The 16186-nt window shown below is 51.9% G+C and carries 14 protein-coding genes; 6 read left to right on the top strand and 8 right to left on the bottom strand.

Annotation, left to right across the window (positions count from 1 at the left end):
* Positions 1–122: 122 nt before the first annotated feature.
* From H9532_RS10740 to H9532_RS10730, 3 genes are all read left to right on the top strand, one after another.
* Positions 123–365, top strand: a complete 243-nt coding sequence (locus tag H9532_RS10740; RefSeq protein ID WP_296368246.1) for a transposase — start codon at positions 123–125, stop codon at positions 363–365.
* Between the two features lie 258 nt (positions 366–623).
* Entirely contained in the window at positions 624–2567 is a 1944-nt protein-coding gene (locus tag H9532_RS10735) for an aerolysin family beta-barrel pore-forming toxin (protein ID WP_296368244.1), read from the top strand.
* A gap of 116 nt (positions 2568–2683) precedes the next feature.
* Positions 2684–3724, top strand: a complete 1041-nt coding sequence (locus H9532_RS10730) for an FAD-binding protein (protein ID WP_296368242.1) — start codon at positions 2684–2686, stop codon at positions 3722–3724.
* Positions 3725–4615: 891 nt separating this feature from the next.
* On the opposite strand, the gene H9532_RS10725 is transcribed toward H9532_RS10730, so the two are convergent.
* The 6 genes from H9532_RS10725 to H9532_RS10700 form a co-directional block, all read right to left on the bottom strand.
* Entirely contained in the window at positions 4616–5014 is a 399-nt protein-coding gene (locus H9532_RS10725; protein ID WP_296368240.1) for a hypothetical protein, read from the bottom strand.
* A gap of 6 nt (positions 5015–5020) precedes the next feature.
* Positions 5021–6043, bottom strand: a complete 1023-nt coding sequence (locus H9532_RS10720; protein WP_296368237.1) for a hypothetical protein — start codon at positions 6041–6043, stop codon at positions 5021–5023.
* 8 nt (positions 6044–6051) lie between these two features.
* Entirely contained in the window at positions 6052–6924 is an 873-nt protein-coding gene (locus H9532_RS10715) for an aspartyl/asparaginyl beta-hydroxylase domain-containing protein (protein ID WP_296368235.1), read from the bottom strand.
* On the bottom strand, positions 6921–8759 hold the full coding sequence (locus tag H9532_RS10710; RefSeq protein WP_296368233.1) for a hypothetical protein: 1839 nt from the start codon (positions 8757–8759) through the stop codon (positions 6921–6923). The genes H9532_RS10715 and H9532_RS10710 overlap by 4 nt, the downstream gene beginning before the upstream one ends.
* Positions 8728–9756 carry an FAD-binding oxidoreductase gene (locus tag H9532_RS10705; protein WP_296368231.1) on the bottom strand — a complete coding sequence of 343 codons (1029 nt, stop codon included), beginning with the start codon at positions 9754–9756 and terminating at the stop codon, positions 8728–8730. Before H9532_RS10705 ends, H9532_RS10710 begins: the two co-directional genes overlap by 32 nt.
* 412 nt (positions 9757–10168) lie before the next feature.
* Complete coding sequence (locus H9532_RS10700) at positions 10169–10570, bottom strand: transposase family protein (RefSeq protein ID WP_296368229.1); 402 nt, start codon at positions 10568–10570, stop codon at positions 10169–10171.
* A gap of 269 nt (positions 10571–10839) precedes the next feature.
* Between H9532_RS10700 and H9532_RS10695 the strand changes: the two genes are divergently transcribed.
* Positions 10840–12348 (top strand): FAD-dependent oxidoreductase, encoded by a 1509-nt coding sequence (locus H9532_RS10695; protein WP_366664560.1) that lies wholly within the window; start codon positions 10840–10842, stop codon positions 12346–12348.
* Positions 12349–12818: 470 nt separating this feature from the next.
* On the opposite strand, the gene crtH is transcribed toward H9532_RS10695, so the two are convergent.
* Entirely contained in the window at positions 12819–14390 is a 1572-nt protein-coding gene (gene crtH / locus H9532_RS10690) for a carotenoid isomerase (protein ID WP_296368225.1), read from the bottom strand.
* Between the two features lie 50 nt (positions 14391–14440).
* Positions 14441–15379, bottom strand: coding sequence for a cation transporter (locus H9532_RS10685; RefSeq protein ID WP_296368224.1), 939 nt, complete (start codon positions 15377–15379; stop codon positions 14441–14443).
* Between the two features lie 114 nt (positions 15380–15493).
* Between H9532_RS10685 and H9532_RS10680 the strand changes: the two genes are divergently transcribed.
* Together H9532_RS10680 and H9532_RS10675 are read left to right on the top strand one after the other, a co-directional pair.
* Positions 15494–15751 (top strand): hypothetical protein, encoded by a 258-nt coding sequence (locus H9532_RS10680; RefSeq protein ID WP_296368222.1) that lies wholly within the window; start codon positions 15494–15496, stop codon positions 15749–15751.
* Complete coding sequence (locus H9532_RS10675; RefSeq protein ID WP_296368219.1) at positions 15748–16143, top strand: hypothetical protein; 396 nt, start codon at positions 15748–15750, stop codon at positions 16141–16143. The genes H9532_RS10680 and H9532_RS10675 overlap by 4 nt, the downstream gene beginning before the upstream one ends.
* Positions 16144–16186 lie beyond the last annotated feature (43 nt).

The following is a 16186-nucleotide window of genomic DNA, read 5'->3' as shown; positions in this document are numbered from 1 at the left end:
GGTTGCTCAGGCTGCTGGGGTGGCAGGAGCCCGCGACGGCAGCGAGCTCCTCAGAGTGACTTCTAATAGGCCCTGGGTACTCGGGATCCTGAGCGGCTGTACGAGCTCCCGCGATCCGGCTTGTGCGCCAGCGCTGGGCGATCGAAAACCAATGGCACTGGCCACGTGACACGCAGCTCGGTGAGGACGCCCATCGCTACAGCCAGCGCAATGGGGTGCAGGTGTTGGCCCTGCTGCGGATCTTGGCCCTCAACCTGCTGCGCTGCAACGGTTTCCGATCGATCCGTGCAGGCTTGATGGCCGTGGCCCATGACATCAAGCGAATGCTCGATTGGGTTGGCATCAGCTCGAGCGAGACAGGCTGAAATGACTTTCAGTCAGCCCTGTCCCTTTAATGCCATGAGCGTTGTCCTGCAACAACGAGGCTCGGGCCTGCGTCGGATAGCCAACAACTTGTTTATAGCTCGTCCGGTTGCGATGGGCCTCGAGGCAGGACAGACGATCAATTGTGTGGAAACTTTACGAAGCGGCTGCGCCCGGCTGGAACGGCTAAAATAGGATAGTTTTCTCAAATGCCTACAATGGGTGTCGTTAGTAACGTAAACCAAGCCTTGGCTTGGGGCATGACGCCCTTCTGGGTTCAGAACCAATTTAATAAGTCTTTCAAATCAGGCACAGGATCCTACAAGGATGGCTGGGGTGGTTCGCACAGCTACACAATTTATGGCCTATCCAATATATCGACAGGTGGGGGCAACACGTTCAACGTAGATAACTGGAACGGCTGGAGCGCTTCGCAGCAAGGTTCTCAAGCCAACCTGACTTATCTGAATGGTGGCTATGGGTTAGCGATGAACACGGGTGGCGCAATCATTAGTCAAAACGTTGGTGATATTACCTACGGCACTCCAGTTCTTACGTCGAGCCAGGATGTAGCTCAAAACGCTCAAGGCGCAGCTCTAGTGAGCACCATTGACAACACTCAGGGTTCAACCCCAATAACGCAGACCATTACTTTCGAGGCGAGCGAAACAGCAGAATCCAATACCTCCACTACCCAAGGCTTTAGCAATACGACTGAAATTTCTGTCGGAACTGAAGTATCTGCAGAATTCGCAGGCATTGGGGCTAGCGTCAATACATCCGTCACTAACTCTACAACTATTGATAGCTCCTCATCAACTGGCACCAGTCAATCGCAGACGATTTCAAACAGCCTATCCAACACCTACACCGTTGAACCTGGATACAAGATTCAGGTTCAAATGATGTACACGAATCAGCAAATTAATATGCCTTATACGGCCCCGGTGTCAATTTCTGGGACCGTTGTTCAATCCGATCAGTGGGGAAATACTCTTACCAACACTGCAGGTAATGCGATCTGGTGGTCTAATTATTACGGCCTTACACCTAATGGTGTAATGGTTAACGCTAATCAAGGCAATTTGCTTGCTACTGGAGTAATCACCAACCAAAACTCTTTCAACTTCACCACAACCCAAACAACGCTAGTTAAGCCTTCTAGTTCAGGATTGCTGCGTGCCGGCTTGCAGTCACCTGAAGATGCCCCGCTCTCTGACGACTACATTCCTGAAGTTAAACTGAATGGTGATGTAGTTGAAGTTGGTGCAATGTACGACACAGGACGCAAGTATGCCACCCTTAAAGGGTCTGTTTATGGCGACCAGATATATATGCGAGGCAGGGGACAGATCGCTTACACACACTCAGGTAATGACTACGTATCTGGCTCCGAGCACGCAGATAAGATTATTGTAGGTTCACACGATGGCTTATCCGATAATGATTCGGATGTGATTGAAGCAAACGGCGGTAATGATTTCATTAAGGTGCATTACGGCGCTCACGTAATTGACGCTGGTAGTGGACACGATAAAATTGAGCTCTCACTCCTCTCTGATGAGGCAAGTCGAGTGACACTTGGTTCAGGCAGAGATCATTTGACAATCAGTCTTAAGTCAGTAGGTGACGATGGATCTGAGTTCATTGTAACTGACCTTACTTCGGAAGATAAGATTGAGTACCTTGACTTGCCCAATGGCTCAGCCCTTTCAGCAAGAGTGGTCGGACAAGCTACTGAGGTCTTCTTAGATGGTGACCACGTTGGAACATTTATTCATCAGGATTCCATCATTGGCAATCCTCATGGAGAAGAACTTGCAGAATTAGGCCTGCTAAATATTGATAGCATTCTCATGAGTGAAGGGAAAAATAAATCCAAGCACATTTACGAATGGCGAGATGGATTGATTGAAAGTTCAGTGCTGGGTGTTGAGCTAATCAAGTCATATGATCAACTGATTGGCAAGCGGAAGCAGTTTAATCAAACAGTGGATGCTTTACAGGAATATGTATTCGGCGAAAGAAGAACAGCCCTTACCAAATGGGCTCATTCTCAAGCTGAAACCTACGATAGTATTCTGGATCTGACAGCAGCTGTAATTAATAAGGCCTCGAGCTACGGCCTGCAAGATCCATACATTCCTGCAACTTTCTCTGACATACAGAGCCCGTTAAGCCCAGATCTTCAGTCTGTATTGTAGGATTCTCTGCATTCTGCAATTCGATTATAACACATGGGCGTTGGCATCATTGCTTTCGCCCTTTTTGCTTAGACATTGTAGATGTTTATAGAAAATGCCCTAACACACTAGATCCCATGAAGATCTGCGCGGGTTCAGCAGCTGACCATTCTGCATTTGTTGCTCTACTTAATGCGGCATGTGGCCAAGACTCCAACAAGTTTCTGACTGATTATGGTGGAGTAATCTCGTGCGGATTCAAGGGTGATATCTACATCCCAGATTCCAATGAAGAGTGCTATAGATTACTCTCTTCTGTAGATTCTAGCGACCTCCTTACCTATAGAGGTAGTGGGCACTCAATGCACGGACGGTCTATACCAAGCACACGTAATCGACTGTTGGTGACCTCATCTCTCCGCCAGGTTCATTTCCAGGAGCCTGGCCTCATAACAGTGCAGGCAGGTGTTCAGATCGGTGTACTTGAAGAGTTCTTAAATCGATTGGGTTGGCATCTTCCGGTACTCCCAGATGCCATTAAGGCTGGACCGACCGTCGCAGGTTATTTTCTCGCCGGTGGTTTTGGTAGCCGATCGGAAGAGTATGGTGGATTCTGGGAGAATGTTGACTCGCTCATCTGCTGCCATCCTAGTCATTCTCCGCCGACCAGAGTTCATCATACTGACGATCTATTCTGGGAGTTGAGTGGTTCAGGAGGAAGTCTTGATTGTTTTATCTCAGAACTTAATCTTATCATAAAGCCGTTAGATGTGTCCCGAATCTATCCCGTCGGATTCACAGCCTCTCTACCCACCCTTCAATCGGATACGACAAAGAATATCGTGTGGTTTACACTCTTTGTACCTCTGACTGATCAGAAGCAGCTGTTTCGTAAGTACAAGAGTGTCTTATCGGATCTCTCGAAAGTACTGCATCTTGTTTCCCCTCGGCGTGCGAGGATTAGATTCTTAACTCGATACCCATTGTTCTTGTCTGAATTTTCGGTTGATCTTCTTGCTTTCAGCGTTGGCGGCATATTTCGCAATGGTTCGGTTCAGTGTGCGGCAACTGCTTGTCAGATTGTTCGTGATCTTGCGGATTCAGTACCTACCTCCGTTCAGTACCATCCATCAGAGCTTGTCCTTGAAGATCTCAGAGCGCGTGCACATGTATACTGACGACAGTTGTTTGGATAGCATCTATCAGTGCTTCTTCAGAGACCCAGACTTGTTAATCTTAGCTTGCCGAAGACAGGCTCTACTACCATCGGCCGGATATTTGAGCCAGTTGGCGGCACTCATGAGGGCCTGCATGATCTAACAGTTGGATTTATTCTCGACTATCTAGAAGGTCTTATTACACATCAGCAACTCTCTAAACTCTTAGTAAGAAGACAGAGGCTAATAAGAGCCACTGTCGACTCCAGCACTTTTCTTCACCTCGTCGCACCAGAAGTCTATAAGCTTCTACCTCCATCTACGCTGTATCTACAGGTGCTTCGTGATCCCATGAGTTGGGCTGAGTCATATCTCAGTATGCTTGTCGGAGTTGGCGCATCCCTTGTATCCTCACCTAGTAATGCAGATTTGGCTTGGACATCACGATATGGCAGCTATCAAGCCGCCGGATTAGATCCTGTTACACTATACCATAACCTTGATAATGAGGAATATATTGTGCCGATAGTATTACAACTCTTTTTATTCTGGCGCAGATCCGTCCTGCGTGTACAGAATGCTATACCTCCATCCCAACTCTGTACCACCCCACTGACCAATCTTGCTAAGGTTATACCAATGCTTGCAGATCTAATACAGGTACCCCTTGACTCCCTGAACATGAATGCCTTGATGAGCAATATTGGAAGCCGTGTACCGGGCATTAGAAATGTAATTGCCAATCATGTATCTGCGGCTATACAGACTGACGCCGTAGGTTATGCCCGTGCAGTCGCCCTGTACAGTCAGATCTGCGAGACTGACGGGAATGTCTGATTTTAGAATGAACCACATTTCGATAACAATCTATCGGAAAGTTCCTAAATGCGACAACATGTCCTGTGAAAATGTCTAAGTCTTGCCGCTTTCAGTTTGGTGAAGACGATCTAGAGTATCTCTGATCTCTACCTTAATTCGCTCAACAAATTGTTCCCAGTCCCGTTTACTTTTAAATGCTGATCTTGAAGGGAACCTGTCGCGATCACCCACTACTCTTCTAAAGTCTTTCAATTGATCTAGACCTCCAGCCAGCCACTCTGCCCAATACTCATGTTCAATATCATATGCGGCTTCTCCTTCTGGAAGCTCTGGCATAACTGGACAGAATCTTCCATTCTTTCCGACCATATCCATAGGACAACCTAGCCCAAGAATTTTGAAGACTCTACCTGGTCTACGAATAAATAGGTGACGTAGTTCCGGATCAGCGATGACGAGTTTGAGCACAATAATCAACGGATTATCTTTCATGATTCTTTAGGATAAAAAACTAGGTTCAGTCCTAAGGTCACGATAGACCTTTATACCAAGTTCTCCGGTATCTTCGGCAAATAACTTGATATGGTGGAGCCTTGAGCTTACACGTACTACATTATTGTGTGGCTGCGCTGCGGCGAACGCAGTATTCATCCAATCTGCATCAGTTCTGATCTTGAGAGCATCTCTAATAGTATTCCAAAAGGAACAATATCTTTCCGCCTGATCTGGATCGTAAGCTGGCTTAAATTCTAAAGCATATTTCTGCTTCTTCGCATAAATAGAAGCAGAAAGATGGATTGCGCAGTCGTAGCTCAGGATCGTTTCTAAGAAACCACTTACATACGTCTTTGATAGGACTACATCTAGTTCTTGTGAAAGTCTTCTGCATCTTTCAAGGAAGACCTCTTTTGAGATGCTATCATCGCTGGCCATCAGTAACTTGACATGTGCCTCCTCTCCCGCCCTTCCCATGAAGCCAACCTCGCAGATTGCACACCCGCCTAGTTCTTGGATGATCGAGTTGGCCACACCGTAAACTCGTTGTCTGCCTTCCGTTACTGAATATAGTGACTCTAGCAAGTCAAGTGCAGTAGCAACTTTTAACAGCTCTTTCTGGCTGACGCACAGATTTCCATTATAGTCGGTTCCAAGGAATATGCTAAGCGAATTGCTCGGCTCTGCGTCACATTCAAACCATATATGGTCAAACATACTTACTACGCGTAGATTCTCGCAGCAGAGATTACATGCGTTGACGATCTGCGCAATCAACCTATCGCTGTTCTGGCGTCTTAACATTAGAGCTCGGCTCAAGCTCTTCAGATCGCAAGTCTGGAAGCACATGAGGAAGTCACACTCTGTACTTAAGCCGTTAATCCGATATTCGGTTCCAGCAAGCATTGGGAGAAGTGCTGGAGTGCTCTCTAGTAACGGACCTACATTTCTGCTGTACGGTGTTTTGAGATCTGACCCAAGATGTAGAATCTCAATCGCTTTCTTCAGGGATGGAATCTCAGGCATCATAATTCCTAATAAGACCTATAGTCGACCTCCAGTGCATCAGGATGGGGGATGTCTACAAGAAGCACGATCCTATCACCGTCTGAATTATTTTGTACTCCATGGATAAATGCATCATTCAGAAGAAGTGGAGTACCTAGTGTCCAGGTCCGTACTTGATTGTGAGAATAAATGAAAAGTTCACCAGCGGGTACTTCTATCGGAATCTGGATCCTCAGCCGTGTATTGGTAAGGCCATAGTGCGGCAGGATATGTGCGCCTGGTTTTAGCATTGAGAATCTCACTGTGAAGCCTCTGAAATCAGCTCTCTTCTCACTGGCTGAATATATCATCTCGAACAGAGGTATTGAAAGAAGTGCATCCATGGTTTTTTTGAACAGCCCTTGTGCTGGCAGGCTGCCTGCTTGACTTGATTCCCAAAGGGAGATTGAGCGCCATGTCCCCTTGTAAATAAACTCACGAGTATCTGTTGATATTCTTCTCCCAACCTTATGGAGTTCTTCTCTGATGCTCATATGTTGTTGGGCAACTGATGCTAGGCCATCTATTAGATCTGGATCAGGAAATGGACCCAGAGGATCGATGCCTGCTACACAGTGGCCCGCCCCTACCCCTCGAACTGGCCAGATTCTGTGTTCATAAATATAATCATAGATTTTTGAAATTCTATTGCTGTCTACCATTTGCTCAGGATTCACCTCTGATCTCGAAATCATGTTGTACATTTCAGCTTCTAATCGTCCTTTGATATCCTGTCGTAACCGCCTCAGCACCAAATCATTCTCTTTGTAGTCTTGATTATAGATTAATAATGCATTAATGTAGCTAACCCAGTCATCCGGGAAGGGATGTCGATAGCTATCTGACACTGTTTTCTTCATAGCTCGCCGCCTCTGCTAAATGCTTGCTCGATAGAGCTTAAATCATCTCCGAACTCCTCCAGCATTTCGAATAATTCTTCGTATTGAGACTGTTGTGGCAACAAGCTCTCCAATAGCTCTTCTGAATTGGCGAGTTGTTGACAACCTTCTATGCCGAGCGCCTCGTTGCAATGCCTAAGTATTTCATCGCCTGAATGGCATGCCATGGGGATCATGATCACCTTGCTTCTACACAATAAATTCCATGCATTGCTTATTGTCGTGTAGTCCACTAGATGTGCAACTAGCTCTGACAGTGTGGCCGTTGCGTGCTTGTACGAGTAGCCCGCCATTTGTGCATACTGAGCAATTATCAGTTGTTCAACTGGGGGCAGGCAAAGAAGAGCAGTGCACTCTGCAAATAGGATTACTGCCAGGCCGATGTATCGATAAGCCGCATCACTACACCATACTAACTTGTCTAATGTCTTGCCTCCATGCGTAAAGGCTATATTCTGCCAGAGAAACTGCCTGAGCTCTATTATCTCTTGCTCCCCCAATCTCGCCAAGTCTTGGGGATACTTCTTCTTGTATCTCTCTTCTATCATCATTTCCATTGCTTTAAAGCATTCATCTAGTCTGACAAGACCATCAAATCCGCTGCTAGTAAGAGAGTGCTCTACATTGCTCATGTATGGGCCTGCCGGGCCTGAAACTACTACGATGCCTATGTCGCTAATATTCTGCTTGCAGACAGCTCTTTTCTCCCATTCGTTAGGATCAATGTCTTCAACTTGTGACGCAAGTAGCGCCAGTTCAAAAGGATCATAACTGCTGCTTGCTATCTCTCTATCGGCCGTGCTCTCGATAATCTCTTTCGCTCTGGTATACATCCCAGCTAGATGTAATTTCTGCGCCTCAACTGACTTGGCGAGTCTTTCGTACGCCTGGTCCATTCCCCATCCTGGATTATGATCCAAGACATTGCATAGGCATTCTATCTTAGGACCGTTGATCAGAGCTTTTGTTCTTTCAATTGTGTGAGCTCCAAGTAGTTCGCAGTCTTTGAGCATTGTCCAGTAAGCGCATCTATTTCTGTCGTGATTGCGAAGTGCTATCGAAGTCCTTAGCCACTTTGCCTCGCAACACTGGGGAAAGATATTCAGAACCTCGTCGCACTTGCTATTTGCATGATCCCATTCGAGGCAGTGTACAAGGTGAACTGCTGCTCTAAGATGACTTATGACAATGTTCAGATCTTCCCAAGGTGTTAAAATCATTGGCTCCTCATTCCTCGCAATTTCTCCGCGTTGAATGAGCGCTGTCTCCTTGATGCTCGTGTAATAAAGAAGAGAATCCATCGTCCTTGACTGACAGTTGTTCTTTTTCAGAGCTCCGTAAACAATTCTTGTTGTATCAAAGTTTCTAGCGATGAAACTTGCAATGCTGTAAATATCTACTGCTTCCCGGGATGGCTTCAGATTTATTGTTATGGATGATGGCAGCTCTTGCCCGCCACTCAATCCAACGGTTATCAAGCTAAGTAGTCGTACTTCGTCTCTAACATCTAACTTATCGGCACGTGCTGATAACTCACTTAACAAAGACTCAGCATTGCTCACTAATGTTCTGGCCATACTATATTGCTGCTCTGGCGCATCTTCGCCCATTTCTATTAGCTGTAAACGGTGTGCTTGCCATGTGGCGATCAATCCAAACTCAATCAGGCTGTTTCCGACTTCCTTTAGTCTCCTAGCATAAATATCTGTATTTGGCTCTCTCCAAAGGTCTAGGAGGCTTTGCCCCAGCCCATAGCAAAGATCGCTAGAGTTCTGACTGCCAGTATCTCTTCGCATATGTCTCTCTGTTGGTGAATGCGCTAACTCTTTCCATAATAGCATCAATATTCTGAGCTGTTTTTGTAGTTACTTCTCCCCACACTCCCATCGCCGCCAGCGATCCATCATGTTCTGGGTAGAACCCATCGGGTGTCCCGCGGCCTTGGCTTTTGATCATGTACTCGTAGGGTGGCAGCCCCTCCCAATACTGTCGCAAGTCTCTATCTAGCCGGATCAGGGCTCTCCTGAGTGAAGCTGACTTTCTTATTGGGGCAATAAACGTAAACCAAATCCGATTCGGATGCACGACATATTTAAACTGCAATGTTGCTTCCACTCTAGTGCCTGTGTATTGACCAAGCGTCATGAGGCTGGCTGACAGAATCACGCCTTTTGGCTTGCCAGAAGCACAAATCTGCCAGAATTCTTCTGTCTCTTGGGTAATGCATCGAACCCCCTCTTTTGGCGTCCAGTACTCAAGGCTTCTGATGTGGTTCCAGAATCCACCATAATCCTTCGAGCACACTCCAAATCCTCCTGCGCATATAAATCCGCCTACGGTTGGCGCTGGGTCTCCACCGTCGTTCACTATTGGAAGCTTTAGCCCGAACTGCCCGATGTAATCGTCAACGACTAGAAGTTGAGCTCCTGCCTCAGCCTCTATTTTACCATCTGAGGTTAAAACCACTTTGTTCAGGCTGGTTGTCAATAGCAATAACCCATTCTTTTGCGGGATACTGCTACCATTCATCGAATGCCCAGATCCTCTGATCGTGACATCAAGCTTAAGTTGACTTGCGCGAGTCAGGCCAAGCACGGCTTCTTCCTTCGTCCTTGGTTCGAATAGCCAGAAGTGATCGCCCTGTCTCTTTTGTCCGCCGTAATCTGTTAGCTGCTCTTCGTTGGAGCTGCTGCACATGCGATTCAGTCTTATTATTTCATCTTTTCCGGCAAGCGGATCAATTCTCTTCACGCCTAGTGACTTCAGCGTTGTATCTTGATGAGAGATGCTCATTTGACTGGTTGTCTACTTCTTCTAGAAGGTAGATTTCTCTTTCCTTTATGTTAGTGCATGCTGAACTGCGGATCGCGAGTCTCGCCACGGTGCGGTTATCGGTCAGTCTCTCAGGTCTCTGCCTACCCGCCTATGTAATTGACGCGAGCCGCCTACGTAGTTGACACCGGCACGCAGCTGGGTGTCACAGATCCAGTGCCAGCTCTACAAGCTCCAGCGTGCTCTTACTTGGTCGTAGCAAGGCTTCTGGGGTCGAGCGCAGGCTGGAGATGAACCTGTGCGTGGCCTTAACGGCTTATGATCTCGGCTGCCAGTCGCGATCACCTCCTCGATCCAGTAGGCGCCGTTTCAATTCTCTTTGATGTGGTCGGGCGCTTCTTTGGCCCGAAGAGCCCAGGTATCACGTCCATGACTACTCTCGTGATCCGTTACGCTGAATGGGATTTAGCGTTTTCCCAGCTGCTGACTGAGCGATTGTGATTGTCCAATCACTGATGGCAGCGTCGACGCCAGTTACTTCTTTCTGCATGATGAAGTAGCGAAAGGTTGAATCGGAGAGTGGATACTTCACCCCAAGGCCATGGGCTTCGTTCAGCACAACGTGATGGCGCTGGGCAAAATGCTCCACGTCGAGCAAATTCTCGCACTTGCACAGGATGCCAAGCACTGCCACCAGCAGCAGGTACCAAGCTTGGATGCGCTCACCGCGCCGCATCCGGGCATCTTGGATCGCCTTTAGGTGACTGACTAGATCGAGATCGGTTCCACAGAAATGCTTTGGGGCACTGACCGTGGGTAATCCCGCCGACCTCATCTCATGCTCGCAGCGCCGGTATGAATGCCTTTGACACACCCTGAATCAGTCCTGCATCACACCACGTTTTCCAAGAGCATGAACAATTGTCATTTGTGAATCCCAGCATCTTGGCAGTTCCAGCCATTTTACCCGTTGTTTTCTCTCTGCATGATGACAATCTTCTTAAGGTCCTGGCCGCGTTCTTGCTTGCTTTGGCTACAGTTATATCATTCACCTATTGCGCCCCTCAAAACTAAGGAGGAGGCGTCCTTTTCGCATTCGGAGGCATGATGGCTGGCTTGACTTCTGCTTCAGCTTCACCTTCAGGAATTCCAGGCTCCCATGAGGGAAGCGATGGCCTTCACAACACTTGCCCCATTTTAGATGTCATTGTGGTTGGTGCAGGTGTATCGGGTTTGACATCGGCTAGGAGCCTCTGTGCACGCGGTCTCAACGTTCTCGTTCTCGAGGCCCAGCCACACTTTGGAGGGCGCTTGCAGCGCTTGCAAGTTGGTTCTAAAGGGCGTCGTATCCCTGGTGCCGTACCAGGGTGGATTGATTTGGGTGGCCAGTGGGCTGGATTCACCCAGACCAAGACACTTGATTACGCCCGAGACCTGAATATTTCTACTTTTCCTATTCCTTCCGGAGGGAATGATACGTTTCTCTATGAGGGCCGTCTTAGTCGTCATTCCCATGCGTGGCCCTCAACCCCTTACGACAACAAAGACCTAGAAAGACCATGGCCTGATCTTGACATCCTTCAACACGATCGAGATGACGTCGTCGCGACTTGGCTAAAGATCGAAGCACTCGCCAAGACAATCAACCCTGCTTCACCGTGGACTCACCCCAATGCACGGGAGCTCGATACCATGACAATTGCTACTTGGCTGCAGAGCAACGCAGGCACCCCCATCGCTGCCTGGTGGGTTGATGTTGTAGCTCGAAACTGGGGAGGTAACGGTGCCTTCGAAGCAGGATCAGCTTCCATGTTGCACTTTGCCTGGGCGCAACGAGTTTCTCCCCAGAGTGAGACTCCTGAAGCCCTGCTTTTTGATGGTGGTGCGGGTCAGTTTCCGCCACGACTTGCTGCATCCTTGCCACCTGGAGCCGTTCGTACAGATGAGCCGGTGCTATTGATCCGGCAATCCTCCTCTGGAGTTCATGTGACCACTACGAAGAATATGTATCGAGGTAAGGCAGTCATCGTTGCTATGCCTCCACATCTCACTGCTCGCATTCACTATGAGCCACCCTTGCCGGCAGCAAGGGATCAACTGACACAGCGTGCCCCAATGGGTGCCATCATCAAGGCTTTAATTGTTTATGACAGCCCATGGTGGCGCCAGCAAGATTTATCAGGTTATGCAATAGGCAAGTTGGACGCGATTGAATTGGTCGCCGATTCAACGAATCCGCGCCCTGGAAGCCCCGGTGTTCTTGCAACGTTTCTTACTGGCGAAGCGGCAACAAAATATGGCTCTGTTTCTTTAGAGGAGAGACGTGAAGCTGTGCTTGATGATTTGGTCGCTCTCCTTGGCGTAGAAGCCAAAGAGGGCATGCTTGAATATCATGAGGGAAACTGGCCTGCCAATCCGTGGATTGGTGGGGCTTATTCTAGCTTTTATACAACTGGAACGTGGACTCAATTCGGATCTCACTTGCGTAAACCCATTGGTCGCATCTTCTGGGCTGGCACTGAGGTCAGTACTGAATGGCCTGGCTACATTCATGGAGCGATTCTTTCTGGCGAGACAGCTGCCGCAGCGGCCTGCGCATTACTCCAATCTTAGTTAAATCTGCTCTAAGCGAGCTTGAGTTTTCTTGCTCACCTACCCTAGTATCAACGTCTCTTCCATCTGGGGGAAGCCTTTGCCTGCCCAGGTGATACGCGGGAGTGCAGTTTTGTGCGGAATGGCTATGCCTCGATCGCTTCCATGCGTGCGTGTTGCGACACTCTATTGCCAGTATTGGTTGTCAGTCTTCTGTTTTATGGCTGTTCCCAGAGTGAAAGTGATTCAAGGAATTCCTACTTGATTCGCTCGATCGATGGCAGAGGTTCCATGATGGAGACTTGGTCGTCATTGGTCAACAGAGTGATCAGAGCGATCAGAACAGCCTTCATAACGGTTGTCCAGCATTTCGATCGAATCCCGGAAGCCCGGTAACCACTGCAAGTGAATCTGAAGCCTTATGGCGGCGGGTGCTTGAGCGGCCGCCGTGCCGTATCCCCCACGCCTAGCACGATCGGCGCAGCCGCTGATCACGCCTGCAGTCTCCAGGGGTTGAGCCCCAGGTCTGCGCCGATCCGATGGGCGCAGGCAAATCCGCTGAAGGCCACTGCATTGAGCCCCTGGCCTGGGAAGCAGGAATCACCCACGCAATAGAGGTGGTTCACGCCGGTGCGGTTGAAGGGCATCGGCAGTAGGCCGGGTAGCCGCAGTGCCGGGATCGGGCCATAGCTGCCGCCCATGCGGCCGAGGAACCGGCGGTGGGTGCGCGGGGTGCCGATCTCCTGGTGGCGGATCGCGCCTCCGAGGCCCGGCAGGATTGCTTCGAGCCGCTGCACCAGCCTTGCGGCGTTGGCGTTTTTCTTGGCTTTGTACTCCGCGGGGCTGAGTTTGGCCCAAGCCTGAATGTCGCTGGGGGTGAAGGTGTGCACGATGTGCCGGCCTTCTGGCGCCAAGGAGGGATCAAGCAGCGTGGGGATCGACACGAAGACCACACCCTGCTCGCTCTCCATCTCGGCCCAGTCTTCGAGCAGCAGGTGATGGCAGTGGAAACCCTCGGGGATCACCGAGGCCTCCACGCCCAGGTGCAGCGAGAGGAAGGAGGGGGAGGGCTTGTAGCGGCGGCGCCAGGTGGTTTCCGCTTTGGGGGTGTGGGCGGCGTCCACGAGCGCAGCGCTTCTGGGACGCTGCACATCGGCGTTTTCCTGCGGGGTTTCAAACGTGTCCCAGCGGGTGGCGTTGCTCACCACGCGGCGGGCACGGATTTCCTCTCCATTAGCCAACCGCACGCCGACGGCCTTCCCGTTCTCGATCAACACCTTGGTGACGCGTGCCTTGTAGCGGATCTCGCCGCCATGGCTCTCGAGGCCGGCCACCAGTTTCTCGGCGATCACCCCAACGCCTCCCTTGGGGTAGTTGATCCCCCCGGCATGCCGATCGGAGAACACCATGCCCGCATTGATCATCGGCGTGAGGTCCGCCGGCATCACGCTCCAGCAGAAGCACTCCATGTCGATCAGCCTGAGCAGCTGTTCGTCCTGGATGTGTTGGCGGGCCACATCGCCCACGTTGAACGGCAGCCAGCGTGCTAACCCCAGGCAAGCCAATGGCGCCTTGAAAAACACCTTCGCGAGGTAGGCCGGGTCTTCCAGCGAGAGCAGGGGCATCGCATCAAGGCAGTTGAACACCTGCCAGCAGGTGTCGTAAAAGGCGCGGATGCCTTTGGCCTCGTGGGGGAAGAGGGCCGAGAGCCTGTGGATAAAGGCTTCGTAGTCGCGATCCACCGCCACATTCAGCCCGCCGGGCAGGTGGTATTCGAGCTGGGCCGGATCGGGCACCGTGTCGCAGTGCTGGCCCACATCGGCCAGGGCGCGGGTGAGCAGGTTGGTGTGACCTTTCTCGCCGAAGCCAAAGATCATCGAGGCGCCTACATCAAAGGTGTAGCCCTCGCGGCGGAAGCTGCCTCCCGAGCCCCCTGGAATCAGGTAGCGCTCCAGCACCAGCGTTTTCGCTCCCTTCGCTGCCAGTTGGGAGGCGGTGACCAGGCCGCCGATGCCCGAGCCGATCACGATCACGTCCCAGGTGGGGGCGGGGCTGGTGGTCACCGGTGGGCTCGGGCGGGATGGGCTTGACCCTAGGAGTTGGCCTTGGAGCTTCACGCCGCGAAAGGCGCCTGCCCCGTGAGGATCACCTCGGTGCGCACCGGACCCAGCAGTTCGCTGCAGCGTTGGTCGATGCGTTCGCGCAGGCGATCGAGCCAGGGGCCATCCACCGGCATGGCCGGATTGAGGTAGGCCACCACAAAGGTGGTGCGGCCCACCTTCATCACGGTGAGATCGAGCAGCCAGGTGGACATGCCGCTGAGCAGCTCCTGTACCGCTGTTCGGGTACGCGCGATCAGAGCCGGGTCGCAGGCGGCTCCCGCTGTTTGGCGCAGAGCTCGCCAGAACTGCTGCAATGGCTCGGGCAGCACCACCAGGGCCAGGGCCAACACCAACACCGAATCCGCCACCGGCCCCAAAGCTCGCAGGGGGGTGGATTCGAGCAGGGGTGCGCCGAGCAGCGCCGCCCCGGCCACGCCACTGATCAACCCGTCGACGCGGGCGGCATGGGCTTCGGTGCGCAGCAGTTCGCTGCAACGGCCGCTGCGCTGCCAGTCGATCTCGTGGCGCCAGGCCAGGGCCAGGCAGAGCACCACCATCAAGCCCGCGTAGGCGGCCACGGGGCGCAGCTGCACGGCTTCCACCGCCTGGCCGGCCAGGTAATTCACGATCGTGGTGCTGGCGGTGATCAGGGCCACGCTGAGGATCCCAATCAGCACCAGGGAGCGGAACAGCACATAGAGCGCTTCCTGGCCGTCGTAGCCGTAGGGGTACGCCCGATCGGGTGGGCGCACCACGTTGGCGCCGATGCGGGCGGCGATCCAGCTGGAGGCCGCCATTACCCCGGAATAGAGACCATCGAGCAGGAGAGCTTCAGAGCCCGAGAGGGCGTAGACACTGATGCCCATCACCGCCATCACCAGGCTGGCTGCTACGCCGATCTGCAGGGAGCGCCGCTCGATCTGGCGGGCGCCGGGTGGGGCGTGGGTCATGGCTGGAAGGCCGCTGTTCCAGCTCTAGCCAGGCGAGCGCAATTGTTTCCAGCAACCACATGGATGAGAACGGGACTCGGCAGATAGCGTTGAGATCTGCATCGCAGGCTGCTGGTGCGCACCACGCTCAACCTCAACAACGACCTATTGGCTAAGGCCAAGGCTTTTGCAGCGCGCGAGCACCTCACTCTCACGCGGCTGATCGAGGAGGGGCTGGCCCTGCGCTTGCGTCAGGCGGCCAAGGCCAGTGAGTCGTCCCGGCCGCTGCCATTGCCCGTGCATCACGGCCGGGGTGGCCTTACCCCTGCTGTGGCTGATGCCCGCAGTAATCGCCAGCTGCTGGACGCCGCGGATGGCCTGAACCGGCCATGACCCCCACCATGCGGTGGGTGTCGATTGTCTGGTTAGAGGCGGCCCTGGCGTCCTGTCTCCGGGGTGAGCGACTGCGGTCGCTGCCAATGGTCACAGCGGGCTTTCTTCGGCTGGTGACCCATCCGCGGGTGTTTGTGGAACCCACCCCTCTGGTGGCGGCACAAGACTTCCTGGCTGCTCTGCTGGCCCACGAGGGAGTCGAGTGGATCCAGCTGGGTGAGGAGTGGTCCTTGCTCGAGGTGCTCTGCCGCCAACACCAGCTCACCGGCAATGCCATCAGCGACGGCTGGATTGCCGCCGCCGTCCTTGCCCGCCAGGAAAACCTGGTGACGCTGGATCGCGACTTCGTCGCACTGCTTCCGCCGCGGCAGCTGACGCTGCTCAGCCCCTGACACTTGACCCGGCTACCGCTTCCCGGAAGGGCAGTGCCTCATG

This window comes from Vulcanococcus sp. Clear-D1 (genome assembly GCF_014654725.1).
Taxonomy (GTDB): domain Bacteria; phylum Cyanobacteriota; class Cyanobacteriia; order PCC-6307; family Cyanobiaceae; genus Vulcanococcus.
This window is presented reverse-complemented; position numbering and strand designations above follow the sequence as displayed.

Coding starts and splice junctions, on each gene's coding strand:
- H9532_RS10725 (WP_296368240.1), bottom strand. CDS start 5,014: ATGAAAGATAATCCGTTGATTATTGTGCTCAAACTCGTCATCGCTGAT.
- H9532_RS10715 (WP_296368235.1), bottom strand. CDS start 6,924: ATGAAGAAAACAGTGTCAGATAGCTATCGACATCCCTTCCCGGATGAC.
- H9532_RS10720 (WP_296368237.1), bottom strand. CDS start 6,043: ATGCCTGAGATTCCATCCCTGAAGAAAGCGATTGAGATTCTACATCTT.
- H9532_RS10710 (WP_296368233.1), bottom strand. CDS start 8,759: ATGCGAAGAGATACTGGCAGTCAGAACTCTAGCGATCTTTGCTATGGG.
- H9532_RS10705 (WP_296368231.1), bottom strand. CDS start 9,756: ATGAGCATCTCTCATCAAGATACAACGCTGAAGTCACTAGGCGTGAAG.
- H9532_RS10675 (WP_296368219.1), top strand. CDS start 15,748: ATGACCCCCACCATGCGGTGGGTGTCGATTGTCTGGTTAGAGGCGGCC.
- H9532_RS10735 (WP_296368244.1), top strand. CDS start 624: ATGACGCCCTTCTGGGTTCAGAACCAATTTAATAAGTCTTTCAAATCA.
- H9532_RS10730 (WP_296368242.1), top strand. CDS start 2,684: ATGAAGATCTGCGCGGGTTCAGCAGCTGACCATTCTGCATTTGTTGCT.
- H9532_RS10700 (WP_296368229.1), bottom strand. CDS start 10,570: ATGAGGTCGGCGGGATTACCCACGGTCAGTGCCCCAAAGCATTTCTGT.
- H9532_RS10695 (WP_366664560.1), top strand. CDS start 10,840: ATGATGGCTGGCTTGACTTCTGCTTCAGCTTCACCTTCAGGAATTCCA.
- H9532_RS10685 (WP_296368224.1), bottom strand. CDS start 15,379: ATGACCCACGCCCCACCCGGCGCCCGCCAGATCGAGCGGCGCTCCCTG.